The organism is Streptomyces sp. 184 (assembly GCF_045781775.1).
Classification (GTDB): Bacteria; Actinomycetota; Actinomycetes; order Streptomycetales; family Streptomycetaceae; genus Streptomyces.
Genome location: NZ_CP123230.1, coordinates 7,383,554 through 7,395,450, shown reverse-complemented (window position 1 = coordinate 7,395,450; position 11,897 = coordinate 7,383,554). Strand labels below are relative to the sequence as shown.

Below are 11,897 nucleotides of genomic sequence, written 5' to 3'. Positions count from 1 at the left end.
AACTGACCGCTCGCACGACCGCTGGAGTGACGGCCGGGACGGCCGGGTCGGGGGTGCCGGGTCGAGGGAGCCGGGTCAGGGGTGCTCGGCGCGGGTGACCGGCTCCTGGAGTTCCGTGACCCAGTCGGCGTGGTCCTCGTGGACTTGGAGGTACAGCTCGCGGGCGTAGCCGGTGGAGCGGTAGCCGTTCTCGTCGATCCAGGCGGCGAGGGTCTGGACGGTCGGCAGGACGGCGTCCATGTCGCCGCGGTGGACGACGGTGGCCGCGGCGGCGAGCGGCGGGAGGTCGGTCACCGCGAAGTCGTACTCCGGTGCGGGCTCCACGCCGACGCGGAGGCCGGCGTGGACGGTGACGGTGCCGTCGGCGGCGTCCTCGTACCAGGCGACGGCCGGGCCGGTCGGCTCGACGCCGGCCGCGTCAAGGCGGCGGCACAGCTCGTCGTAGAGCGGCTGGATCACCGGGCCGACGTCGGCCGGCTCGAAGCTCGCGGCGCTGCCGCTCAGCTCGGCGACCCGGACGGCGGGGACGGACTTCAGGACGACCTCGGTGGCGGGCATGCGGCCCTCGCTCTCGATCGTACGGAGCCTCCCCTCCACCCCGGCCAGCCGCCGGGCCGCGTCCGCGGCGGCGGTCTCCAGCTCCGCGCGGCGCAGCCGCAGCATGCCGCGCAGCTCCTCGGCGCCCAGCTTCTCGTCCAGGATCGAGCCGACCTGGTCGAGGCGGAAGCCGAGGTCCTTGAGCGCGACGATGCGGTTGAGGCGGGCGAGCTGGGCGGCGTCGTAGCTGCGGTAGCCGCTGCGCGGGTCGACGCGGGCGGGGCGCAGGAGGCCGAGGGCGTCGTAGTGGCGCAGCATGCGGACCGAGACGCGGCCGTGGCGGGCGAACTCTCCGATGGTGAACATGGCGCGCTCCAGTGGAGGGGCTGACACGGTGTGAGAGTCAAGCGCGGCCGTCGCTGCGGGGCGGCCGGGGGCGGTCTCCGGGGCGCGGGGGCGCGGCTCGGGGCGGTGTGCGGGGCGGCCGGGGGCGGGCTCAGGTGGGGTCGTCGGCGAGTTCCGCGGCGCCGGTGATGCGGTGCAGGGGGTAGGTGCGGACCTCGTCGGCCGTGTGGTCGTACGCGGTGACGTAGCCGCCCTCGACGCGGACCGGGGCGATGACGCGCTGGCTGGCGGCGCCGTCGGCGTTGACGTAGCCGATCCAGACGGCGGCGCTGCCGAGTGCGGCGGCCTGGAGGACGGCCAGGGTCTCGGCGGAGGGGGTGCGGGGCAGGCCGCCCGGGGGCGGCGTGTCGGTTTCCGGGGTCTGCGGGGCGCCGGTCTCGCGGGTGCCGCCGCCGGGGGCGGTGCGCAGGGGGGCGGTGGCGGCGCGGTCTCCGGCCCGTACGGCGCGGACGGCGGCCGAGAGCAGGGTGGCGTCCGGAACCGGCGGGCCGTCGGGGACGGGCGCCGGCGGCGTACGGGGCGGGGTGCGGTGCTCGGCGGCGCGGGCGACGAGGACGGCGCCGTCCGGCGACTCGGCGGCGGGGGCGTAGCCCATCGCGCGGAGCCGGGCCAGCAGCACGTCGGGCGGGGTGGGGGTGACCAGGACGGTGGGCGCGAGGTGGCGCAGCCGCAGCTCCTCGGAGCGCCGGTCGGCGACGATCTCGGCGAGGAGCGCGTCGTCGTCGCAGCGCAGATACGCGCCGGCCGCTCCGATACGCAGCCTGCCGTGCTTGCGGGCAACGTCGTCGATGAGGTAACTGAGCGGCTGCGGCACGGGGGTGCGGGAGTGGGCGGCGAGGAAGTCGTGCAGCTCGGCGGCGGACCGCCCGGCGTCGAGCGCGCGGCGCACGGAATCCTGGGTGAAGCGGTAGACGGTGGCCCCGCCCTTGGACTCGACCTCGGCGAGCACGCCGAGCACCGCGGCGAGTTCGCGCTTGAGCGGCCCGGGAGCGATGGCGGTGAGGTCGGCCTGGAGGAGCACGTGGTCGACGGGCGGCGGCAGATGCGGCGCCAGCGCCCCGGCGGCACCGGCCGCGGCGGCGCGCGCTTCTGCGGGGGTGGGGGGCGCCGGGTCGCCGGCGTCCGCCCCGGCCGCGGTCAGCAGGGCGCCGCCGTGGGTGGACAGGGCGCCGCGGCCCGTGACGCCGAGGAGTTCCGCCTCCGCCAGCGTCCAGCGGGCCAGCCGCGTACGCAGGTCGTCCTCCTCGCCGTCCGCCGGGCCCCCGCCGCGCGGCGGGCGTTCCCAGCGGAGCCGGGCCACCACCGAGTCCGCCGTCGCCGCCGTGCCCTCCGGCAGCCCCGCGAGGAGCCGCAGCACCGCGCGCCGCACCTCCGGCGCCGCGCCGCGGTCCAGCCCCTCGCCCAGCGCCGACAGCGCCCGGCCCTTGCCGTCCCGGCCGCCGACCAGCCCCGGCGTCCGCGTCGCCGCCAGCCACGCCGCCGCCAGCTCCGCCCACCGCTCGGCCGCGGGCAGCGCCAGCCAGTCGTCGTACGCGGGCGTCGGCGCGTACCGCTCGTCCGTCTCCCCGTCCGACGCCAGCAGCCCGGCCCCGTACGCCAGTTCCACCCAGAACGCCGCCAGCGGCTCCGCGACGTCCAGCGCGGTCGCCGTCCGCTTCAGGTCCCGTACGGCCAGACCGCCCGCCCGCAGCACCGACGGGCTCGCCTGCGCCCACTCCGCGAGCAGCTCCTCGACCGTCTCCACCGCCACCGCCGCCTGCCCCGCGGCCGTCGCGTCCACCACCCGCGTCCCGTACGCACCGGCCGCCTCCGGCTCCGGCGGCACCGCCGCCACGCTCCGGTGCGCCCGGCCGTCGCGCAGGTACAGCGCCACCTCGCGCGGCAGCAGCACGCTCCCCGGCGCCGTCGGCAGCAGCAACCCCCGGTCCAGCAGCCACCGCACGTGCGCCGGCGGCTGCGCCGAGACCGTCCCGTACGGCGGCCCCCACGTCAGCCGGCCCAGCACCGTCAGCGCGTCCGGCGGCGCCTGGTCCAGCAGGTCCGCCATCCGCTTCGGGTCGCAGAACAGCGCGGTCAGCGACTCCACCGCGGAGACGGGGTCATGGGTGGTCGGCAGCCCCGCGTGCGCCAGTACTTGTTGCAGCCGCCCCGGCGACATCCCCATCGCCGCCTCCGCGGCGGCCGGCCCCAGGCCGGTCGGCGAGCCCGACGCCTGCGGCGTCAGCAGCTCCCGGGCCGTACGCACCAGCCGCAGCCGCCGCTCGTCCCCCCACACCAGCGCCTGCGCCCGCAGCTCCGCGACGGCGCGCGGCAGCGCGGCCACGGTCTCGGGCTCGTCGCCCATCAGGCCGGCCAGCACGTCGTACGGGCACGGGTCCGGCCCGATCGCGAGCGCCTGGGCGGTCTGCTGCGTGAACCGGTCGAGCCGTTCGAGCGCGCGGACGACGGAGGCGCGGGTGCCGGCGCGGGTGGCGAGTTGGGTGAGGTCACCCGGTACGGGGGTGAGCAGATCGGGCCGAGCGCGGAGCAGCTCGGCCAGCGCGGTGTCCGGTCGGCCGCGGAGCTCCTCGGCGAGGGTCCGGGCGGGGTTGCCGGTCGTCATCCGCTCCACAGTAGTCCCCGCCCGCCGCGGGGCCGTACGGGCGGAGCCGTGGCCGGGGCCGGAACCGGGGCCCGGGCCGGGGCCGGGGGCCGGGCCGGGGCCGGGGGCCGGGCCGGGATCCGCGGTGCGCGGCCGGCCGCGGCGGCCCGGGCCCGTCCGGGCCGGCACCGCCTCCGGCGGCCACGCGCGGGGCGGCGGCCGGACGTTCGTCCGGCGGGGGACGTACGGCGCGGACCAGCGGACTAGGTCGGGTCCGCGCCCATCGTGTCCAGCACCGGCGGCGCGGGCTCCACCGCCTTCGGCATCACCGCCGCCTCCGAGTGCCCCCCGCAGCCGTACGCGAGCGAGACCACGTGCCCGTCCGCCGGGGCGAACTCGTTCGCGCAGACGCCGAAGGCGCGGCGCAGCGAGCCCGCAAGCGGCATGAGGAAGCCGCAGCTCACGCACGACGCCGGCGCGGCCTGCGCCATCGGCGTCTTGGGGCCGAACTCCTCTTCCCAGCGGTCCGCGGCGCTGTGCAGCCCGTAGCGGGAGAGCACCCGGTGCCGGGTCATGCCCAGTTCGTCGGCGACGGCCGCGATCTCCGCGCGCCGCGGCAGGCCCCCGGGGCGCGCCCGTTCGGCGTCCGCGTCGGCGACCGTGGCCGCGCCCGCTTCCTCCGCGTCCCCGGCGCCGGCCTCCGCGAGGTCCGCGAGGTCCACGGGCAGGGTCGGCTCCAGCTCGTCCTCGCCGACCGCGAGCCCCGGCTCCAGCCGCAGGTCCTGGTCCTCCGTGGGCAGCAGGTCGCCCGGCCCGAGGTCGCCGGGGCGCAGCCGCTCGTGCCACGGCACCCACTCCGGCGCCAGCAGCGCGTCCGTGCCGGGCAGCAGCACCGTTTCGTCGAGCGTCACCGCCCGCGCGCGCGACGCCCGCGCGACGGTCACCGCCCACCGCCAGCCGCGGTAGCCGGGCAGCCGGCACTCGAAGAGGTGGGTCACCACGCGCGTGTCGTCGGCGGTGACGCCGATGTGCTCGCCGACCTGGTCCGCACCCGCGGCCTCTTCGGCCGCCGCGCGGGCGAGATCGACGGCGTCGGCGCACTGCTGGTCGGGGGTGACGCGGCTCCGCACCGCGGCGCCGCGCACCGCGGTCGTCTGGACGGGGCTGTTCGCAGGGCTCATCTGGCTCACAGTCTTTCGGTACGGACGGCCGGGCGAGGCGCGGGAGCCGAGGGAGCGGACCGGGGGGCCGCGTCAACGCTCGTATCCTCACGACACACTCAGAGGCGCGTCATTCACCCTACCTGGCGCCGCGCCTGGACCGTACGCCCACCACCTGCCGTACGGGCCCGCCGCGCCCCTGCGCCCCCGGCCGGGCTGCCGTGTGCCCCGTACGGACCACCCGTGGAAACTCCGGATGACCGCATGCGCCCCCACCGGGTTCTCGCCCAACGGTGCCGCGTGCGGGCACTATGGCGAGGTGGCCGAGGACAGCACCGCTCCGGCGACCGGCCCGCTGAAGCACGCGGGCCGGGCGGTCGGGCGCGCCGTGCGCCTGCCGGTGGTCGGCGCGGGCCGCCGGATCCGCAAGGCCACGCACGCGCAGGGCGCGGGGGAGTCGGGCCTCGGGCGGCTGATGGAGCTGCACATGGTCAACGCCGCCGGCGACATGATGATCACCGTCGCGCTGGCGTCGACCGTCTTCTTCTCCGTACCGACCGACGAGGCCCGGGGCCGGGTCGCGCTCTACCTCGCCATCACCATGGCCCCGTTCGCGCTGCTCGCCCCCGTCGTCGGCCCCCTGCTGGACCGCATCCCGCACGGCCGTCGCGCCGCCATGGCCGGCACGATGCTGGTGCGCGTGCTGCTGGCGCTGGTGTTGTCGGGGGCGGTGAAGACCGGCGACCTGAGCCTGTACCCGGCGGCCCTCGGGGTGCTGGTGTGCTCCAAGTCGTACGGGGTCGTGCGCTCCGCGGTCGTGCCGCGGCTGCTGCCCCGGCGCATCTCGCTGGTGAAGGCCAACAGCCGGGTGACGCTCGCCGGGCTCCTCGCCACCGGGCTGGCCGCGCCGATCGGCGGGCTGCTGCACGTCATCGGGCCGAGCTTCCCGCTCTACGGGGCGATGGTCATCTTCGGCTTCGGCGTCTTCCTGGCCTTCCGGATGCCGCCGGCCGTCGACTCCGCGCGCGGCGAGGGCAAGGCGCGGCTGGCGTCCGGGGAGGGCGGCCGGCTGCGGTCGTCGCGCAAGCCGGGGCTGCGCTCCGTCGGCCCTTCCGTGCTGTACGCGCTCCAGGCCAACTCCGCGCTGCGCGTGCTGTCCGGACTGATGACGCTGTTCCTGGCGTTTCTGCTGCGCGACAACCCGCCGGGCGGGCTGCGGCCGGAACTGACGCTCGGCATGGCGGCCGTCGCCGCCGGCACGGGCAACGCGCTGGGCTCGGTCATCGGCTCGTGGCTGCGCGCCCGCGGACCGGAGAAGCTGATCGCCGTGCTGCTGTCGCTCGCTCTGACGACGACGGTGCTGGCGGCGGTCTTCTACTCGCTGCCGGCGCTGATCTGCGTCGCGGCGATGGCCGGGTTCGCGCAGTCGCTGGCGAAGCTGTCGCTGGACGCGCTGATCCAGCGGGACGTACCGGAGTACGTGCGCACGTCGGCGTTCGCGCGCTCCGAGACGGTGATCCAGTTGTCGTGGGTCGCGGGCGGCGCGACCGGCATCCTGCTGCCGCTCAACGGGGTCGGCGGCATGGCGGCGGGCGCGGCCGTCGTCGCCTTCGGACTGGCCGCGACCGTACGAGGGCTGCTCACCGCCGGCCGCCACGGCACGCCGCACCCGCGCGTGGCCTGACCGGGGGCGACAGGTAGCCTGCCCGCATGACCAGTGCGCCCGCCACCACCGCGTTCTCCCCTGCCCGGGGCCCCCGCGGCGGCCGCCGCAGCCGCCGCACCGCGGCGGCCCTCGGCGCCGTCGTGGTCTCCGCCTTCGCCCTGTCCGCGTGCGAGAAGCCGACACCGCTGGCGCAGATCACGGTGGGCGGCCGGACGGCGAGCACGGAGGCGCAGTGCTACAACGACGGGAAGAACATCCCCAACGACGAGCTTGAGGTGTGCGTCGGGGAGCGGGCGGAGGCGTCGATCACCGTGGACGCGGGCGACCCGGTACGGATCGGCGTGGAGCCGGACATCGCGGACAGCGGGTGGGTGCTGTTCGTGGACGGCCGGCTGGTGACGCCGCGGCCGAGCAAGCACACGTACGCGTCGTACAACTCGGACCAGTTCTTCAACGCGCAGTCGCAGCCGGGGCAGGCGCCGGTGCAGAGCGACAAGGCGAAGGTCGGCATCGTGGAGATCGACGACGACGGCAACTACAAGGGCGCGTGGAGCTTCGACCTGAAGCGGAAGCAGTCCTGACGGGACGACGGCAGTGACGCCCGCCGGCGGCGCGGCGACGCCTGACGGCGGGCGGCGGGGCGCCGGGGGCACAGGGCCGGGCGGGGGCGGCGTGCGCCGTTTCGCGGTCGGCGAGGCGGTGGATTCCGGGGTCGGCCACGGGGCCGGTGGCGCGGGCCGTTGCGGGGGCGGCGACGTGGGCGGTTACGGGGACGGCGTTGCGGTCGGCCGCGGGGGTGCAGTGGTGTCCGGCCGTGGGGATGGCGTTGTGGTCGGCCGCGGGGGCGGCGATGTCGCTGCCCGTGGCGGTGCTGTCGCCCGCGAGGACGCTGTCGGTCGTGCGGACGCGGTGGTGGCGGGCGGTGGGCAGGTGTTGTTGTCAGCGGAGGCGCCTACCCTAGGGCGGGTGCGTGGGGCGCGGGTGTTGGTGATGTGTGCCGTCGCCGCCGAGGCCGAGGCCGTCGGGCGGGCCGGGCGGGGCTTCGACGTCGTGGCCGGCGGGGTGGGTCCCGCTGCCGCCGCCGCTGCCACCGCCACGGCGCTGGCCACGGCGCCCGTTCCGTACGACCTCGTCGTCTCCGCCGGGATCGGCGGCGGCTTCGCGGGGGCCGTGCCCGTGGGCGGGGTGGTCGTGGCGGACGAGATCACGGTCGCGGACCTGGGCGCCGCGACGCCGGACGGGTTCGTGCCGGTCACGGAGCTGGGCTTCGGCGCCGTCGTGCACCGCTCGCCGCCGGAGACGGCGCGGGCGGCGGCGGAGGCGACCGGCGCCGTGCTGGGTACCGTGCTGACCGTGTCCACCGTCACCGGCTCCGCCGAGCGCGCCGCCGAGCTGCTGCGGCGTCATCCGCGCGCCGCCGCCGAGGCGATGGAGGGCTTCGGCGTCGCCGAGGCCGCGGTCCGGCACGGGGTGCCGGTGCTGGAGATCCGCGCGGTGTCCAACGCCGTGGGCCCCCGCGACCGCGCCGCCTGGCGCATCCCGCAGGCCCTTGCCGCCCTGACGGCCGCCTTCGCGGCCCTGCCCGACTTCGCCCCCCTACCTCCCCCGCACTCCCACCCAAGGGTAGGCGGCTCCGCTGACAACCCCGGCGTGCCGCCGTAGGCACCCTCCTCGGTCACGGCGCGATCCCGCCGCCCCCCGACCCCCGTCGCCTCCCGATCCCGACGCCGCAGGCCCACCCCGCCGACACCGGCCCCGCCCGCCGCAGGTCCGCCCGCCGCCGGCCCGGGGCCGTACCGCCCGCCCCGCCCCACCCAGACGGAGAGGAGCCACCGATGACCTCGCCGAGCACCCCCGCGCAGGCGCTCCGGATCGCCTACTCCCCCTGCCCCAACGACACCTTCGTCTTCCACGCCTGGGCCCACGGCCTCGTCCCCGGCGCCCCGCCCCTCGACGTCACCTTCGCCGACATCCACCTCACCAACGGCATGGCCGAGCGCGGCGAGCTGGACGTGCTCAAGGTGTCGTACGCCGTCCTCCCGTACGTCCTCGACCGGTACGCCCTCCTCCCCTGCGGCGGCGCACTCGGCCGGGCCTGCGGGCCGCTGGTGCTGACCGCCGGGCGGCAGGACCCCGCCGACCTCGCCGGCCGCACCGTCGCCGTGCCCGGGGAGCGGTCGACCGCCTACCTGCTCTTCCGGCTCTGGGCCGCGACCGAAGTGCCGGGCGGGGTCGGCGAGATCGTCGTCATGCCGTTCCACGAGATCATGCCCGCCGTCCGCGACGGCAAGGTCGACGCCGGGCTCGTCATCCACGAGGCCCGCTTCACCTACCGGGACTACGGGCTCCACAGCCTCGCCGACATGGGTGAGCACTGGGAGGCCACCACCGGCCTGCCCATCCCCCTCGGCGCCATCGTCGCCCGCCGCGCGCTGGGCACCGAGACGCTGCACGCGCTCGCCGCCGCGGCCCGCTCCTCGGTGCGGATGGCGTGGGACGACCCGGAAGCGTCGCGGGCGTACGTGATGGCGCACGCGCAGGAGATGGACCCGGCGGTGGCGGACCAGCACATCGGGCTGTACGTCAACGAGTTCACCGCCGACCTCGGCGAGGACGGCTACGCGGCGGTGCGCGGGCTGCTCACCCGGGCGGCGGCGGAGGGGCTGGTGCCGCCGCTCGGCCCGGACGCGCTGGCGTTCCCGTAGCGGACGGCCCGCGTCCCCCGCCGCGGGCCCGCGGCAGCGCCGCCCGTACGGGCGGCTGCGTGCCCGTACCCGCAGGCGTACGTACCCGTGCGCGTAGGCGTCCCCGTGCCCCCCGCCCTCAGACGTCCAGCTGATCGGCGACGGCCCGGAGCATCCCGGCGATCTTCCGGCCGGATGCCTTGTCCGGGTACCTGCCGCGTTCGAGCTGCTGCGTCACGTTCTCCAGCAGCGTCGTCAGGTCCTGCACGATCGACGCCAGCTCGTCCGGCTTGCGCCGCTGCGCGGCCGCGACCGACGGGGTGGGGTCCAGCAGCGTCACGGACAGCGCTTGGTCGCCGCGCTGGCCGGCCACCACGCCGAACTCGACGCGCTGGCCCGGCCGGAGCGTGTCCACTCCGTCCGGCAGCACCGACGAGTGCACGAAGACGTCACCGCCGTCGTCGCGGGAGAGGAAGCCGAAGCCCTTCTCGCTGTTGAACCACTTGACTTTGCCGGTAGGCACGTGTCGTCGCCCTGTCTTCGTTTTCGTGCTCGCTGCCGTGAAAGAGCAGGAGAGCGGGTCCAGTGACCCGCCACCTCAAGGCTAATGGTCCCCCGCGTGGTGACAAGATGTCGCCGGGTGCTTCCTCAGCGCATATCCCGCGCCGCCGAGAGCGCCGCCTACCCTGGTGGCGTGAACACCGGAACCTCCCGCCCCGGCGATCTGCTCGTACGCGCCGGAGCGATCGTCTTCCTCGTCGGCGCGCTCGGCACGTTCGTCACTTTTATCCCCTTCTTCATCGGGGCGGATCCGCTGCCGACAGCCGCGTATCTGGTTTCGATGCTGATGGGCGTCGGCTTCGGGCTGGCGCTGGCCGGACTGTTCCGTTCCGCATCCGCGGCCCGGCGCGAGACGCGGCAGGCGGCGCCGTAGCGTACGGGCCGCGCCCCCGGCCCCCGGGCCCGCGCGCAGGACGCGCTCAGCCGGCCCCCGCCGCCCCCGCCCGGTGCTCCGCCAGCCACCCCGGGAACGCCGTCAGATCCGGCAGTACGACATCCGCCCCCGCCGCCCGCAGTTCCTCCGCCGGGCACGGCCCCGTGGCCACCGCCACCGACAGCACCCGCGCCGCCCGCGCGCCCGCGACGTCACCGACGTGGTCGCCGACGTACGCCGACGCGCCGTACTCCGTCAGCGCCTCCGCCTTCGCGTCCGCCCACAGCCCGCCGACCACCGCGTCCGGCGCCAGGCCCAGGTGGTCGATGTGCAGCTTCGCCAGCGGCCGGCTCTTGGCGGTGACCACCAGGGCCCGGCCGCCCGCGGCCCGTACCGCCGCGATGGCCGCGGCGGCGCCGGGCAGGGCGGTGGTGGGGGCGATGCCCAGGTCGGGGTAGAGGGCGCGGTAGCGGTCGCCCAGGGCTGCGACGCGGTCCGCGGGGAACCAGTTCGCCAGCTCGCTCTCCACCGGCGGCCCGAGGCGGGAGGTCACGAGGTCGGTGTCGACGTACACGCCGGTCTCGGCGACGATCGCCTCGTACACCGCCTTGATCCCGGGCCGGGAGTCGATGAGGGTCATGTCCAGGTCGAAGCCGACCGTGAAAGACGGCGGCGCGGAGGGAGTAGGCACACGTCGATTCTGCCCGCCGCCGATTTCGCCGGGACGGGCGGTACGCCGGGACGTGTGGCCGGGCGTGCGTCAGGACATGCGCGAGGCCGGGCGTCAGGACAGCAGGATGGCCTGGAGCCGTTCGTCCAGGAACTCGCCCACCGTGGCGGTGCGCTCCCCCCGCGCGGCGGCGGCCGGCGGCATCGGCGTGTCCGGGCCGGGGTTGTAGAACCAGACCAGCGACATGAGCTGTTCCGCCGGCGCGTCCGCCGGCGGCGGCAGCACCCGGTGCCAGCCCGCCCGCCACCGCTCGCCGCTCCACATGGCGCCCAGCTCACCGAGGTTGACGGTCAGGGCGTCGACCTCGGGGTGGTACGGGGCGTCCTGCCAGCCGGCCTCCCGGCCGTCGTCCGTCTCCGCCTCCGCGTCCGCGGGGTCCGGCGGATCCGTGCGGACCTGGAGGCAGCCCAGGCCGTGCTGGCGGTCCAGTACGGCCATCAGGTCCCAGTCCTGGTGCGCGCCGAGCCGGAACTGCCCCGGGCGCGGCGCGCCGGTCTGCTGCCTGCTCCCGTACCAGTTGATGGTGCACTGCCAGGCCGCGTCCGTGTCGTGGCGGGTGAGGAAGTCGGACGGTTCGCCGAGTGCGGCGGCGAGGAGTCCGAGCAGTTCGCGCGACAGGCGCCGCATCTGGCGCAGGTACTCCTCGACCGGCTCCCGCAGGTCGGGCACCTCGGCCGGCCACACTCCCGGGTGGTGCGGGTAGAAGCTCCACAGCTCCACCAGGTCCGGCGGGCTCGCCGCGTCCTGGATGGCGCCCGCGGATATCCCCCCGGGGCCGGTCCAGCCGCCGCTGCCCACGTTGCGGTAGCCGTCCTTGACTCCCGAGGGCAGGTCGAAGGCGGTGTGCGCGGCCTTCCTGACGGACTCGCGCAGGGCGGGGTCCACGCCGTGGCCGGTGACCATCACGAACCCGGTCCCGCGCAGCGACGCGTCGAGCCGGGCGAGGACCTGCCGCCGCTCGTCCGGGCCGCCGGACCGCCACGCTTCGAGGTCGACGAGGTCGACGGGGGGTCTGCTCATGCGGCTGCCTCTCTCTGCGGAGTGGTGCCTCATTGTGGCGGCGGCTGACGGCTCCGTACAGCGGCCCGGTGCGACCGCCGGGCCCGTACGGTACGGCGCTCGCGACCCGCCGCAGCACGCGGCCCGACCCGCCGCAGCACGCGGCCCGACCCGCGGCCGTACGCCGCCCGACCCGCCGCC

At 76.6% G+C, this 11,897-nt stretch carries 11 protein-coding genes; 5 read left to right on the top strand and 6 right to left on the bottom strand.

What is annotated here, in order from left to right:
* Nucleotides 1–75: 75 nt before the first annotated feature.
* The 3 genes from QBL21_RS31415 to QBL21_RS31405 form a co-directional block, all read right to left on the bottom strand.
* Entirely contained in the window at nt 76–903 is an 828-nt protein-coding gene (locus QBL21_RS31415) for a MerR family transcriptional regulator (protein WP_407566630.1), read from the bottom strand.
* A gap of 130 nt (nt 904–1,033) precedes the next feature.
* A complete protein-coding gene (locus QBL21_RS31410; protein WP_407565609.1) occupies nt 1,034–3,544 on the bottom strand; it encodes a helicase-associated domain-containing protein in 2,511 nt (836 codons plus the stop codon).
* 242 nt (nt 3,545–3,786) lie between these two features.
* Nucleotides 3,787–4,668, bottom strand: coding sequence for a DUF3027 domain-containing protein (locus tag QBL21_RS31405; protein WP_407566629.1), 882 nt, complete (start codon nt 4,666–4,668; stop codon nt 3,787–3,789).
* A gap of 334 nt (nt 4,669–5,002) precedes the next feature.
* Between QBL21_RS31405 and QBL21_RS31400 the strand changes: the two genes are divergently transcribed.
* From QBL21_RS31400 to QBL21_RS31385, 4 genes are all read left to right on the top strand, one after another.
* Nucleotides 5,003–6,367: an MFS transporter gene (locus QBL21_RS31400; protein WP_407565608.1), complete on the top strand. Its 1,365-nt coding sequence runs from the start codon at nt 5,003–5,005 to the stop codon at nt 6,365–6,367.
* Nucleotides 6,368–6,393: 26 nt separating this feature from the next.
* Nucleotides 6,394–6,930: a hypothetical protein gene (locus QBL21_RS31395; RefSeq protein ID WP_407565607.1), complete on the top strand. Its 537-nt coding sequence runs from the start codon at nt 6,394–6,396 to the stop codon at nt 6,928–6,930.
* A 409-nt stretch (nt 6,931–7,339) separates the two neighbouring features.
* On the top strand, nt 7,340–8,011 hold the full coding sequence (locus tag QBL21_RS31390) for a futalosine hydrolase (protein WP_407566628.1): 672 nt from the start codon (nt 7,340–7,342) through the stop codon (nt 8,009–8,011).
* Between the two features lie 173 nt (nt 8,012–8,184).
* Nucleotides 8,185–9,054, top strand: a complete 870-nt coding sequence (locus tag QBL21_RS31385) for a 1,4-dihydroxy-6-naphthoate synthase (protein WP_407565606.1) — start codon at nt 8,185–8,187, stop codon at nt 9,052–9,054.
* A 118-nt stretch (nt 9,055–9,172) separates the two neighbouring features.
* On the opposite strand, the gene QBL21_RS31380 is transcribed toward QBL21_RS31385, so the two are convergent.
* The gene (locus tag QBL21_RS31380) at nt 9,173–9,556 is read right to left on the bottom strand and encodes a cold-shock protein (protein ID WP_407565605.1); all 384 of its coding nucleotides are present in this window, start codon (nt 9,554–9,556) and stop codon (nt 9,173–9,175) included.
* Nucleotides 9,557–9,727: 171 nt separating this feature from the next.
* Between QBL21_RS31380 and QBL21_RS31375 the strand changes: the two genes are divergently transcribed.
* A complete protein-coding gene (locus QBL21_RS31375) occupies nt 9,728–9,967 on the top strand; it encodes a hypothetical protein (RefSeq protein WP_407565604.1) in 240 nt (79 codons plus the stop codon).
* A gap of 46 nt (nt 9,968–10,013) precedes the next feature.
* On the opposite strand, the gene QBL21_RS31370 is transcribed toward QBL21_RS31375, so the two are convergent.
* A complete protein-coding gene (locus QBL21_RS31370) occupies nt 10,014–10,658 on the bottom strand; it encodes an HAD family hydrolase (RefSeq protein ID WP_407565603.1) in 645 nt (214 codons plus the stop codon).
* Nucleotides 10,659–10,751: 93 nt separating this feature from the next.
* The gene (locus QBL21_RS31365; protein ID WP_407565602.1) at nt 10,752–11,717 is read right to left on the bottom strand and encodes a 2-oxoglutarate and iron-dependent oxygenase domain-containing protein; all 966 of its coding nucleotides are present in this window, start codon (nt 11,715–11,717) and stop codon (nt 10,752–10,754) included.
* Nucleotides 11,718–11,897: the final 180 nt, after the last annotated feature.

Bases quoted from the DNA above. Each gene is read 5' to 3' on its own strand.
- QBL21_RS31415 (WP_407566630.1), bottom strand. From the start codon at position 903: ATGTTCACCATCGGAGAGTTCGCCCGCCACGGCCGCGTCTCGGTCCGC.
- QBL21_RS31410 (WP_407565609.1), bottom strand. From the start codon at position 3,544: ATGACGACCGGCAACCCCGCCCGGACCCTCGCCGAGGAGCTCCGCGGC.
- QBL21_RS31395 (WP_407565607.1), top strand. From the start codon at position 6,394: ATGACCAGTGCGCCCGCCACCACCGCGTTCTCCCCTGCCCGGGGCCCC.
- QBL21_RS31390 (WP_407566628.1), top strand. From the start codon at position 7,340: ATGTGTGCCGTCGCCGCCGAGGCCGAGGCCGTCGGGCGGGCCGGGCGG.
- QBL21_RS31385 (WP_407565606.1), top strand. From the start codon at position 8,185: ATGACCTCGCCGAGCACCCCCGCGCAGGCGCTCCGGATCGCCTACTCC.
- QBL21_RS31365 (WP_407565602.1), bottom strand. From the start codon at position 11,717: ATGAGCAGACCCCCCGTCGACCTCGTCGACCTCGAAGCGTGGCGGTCC.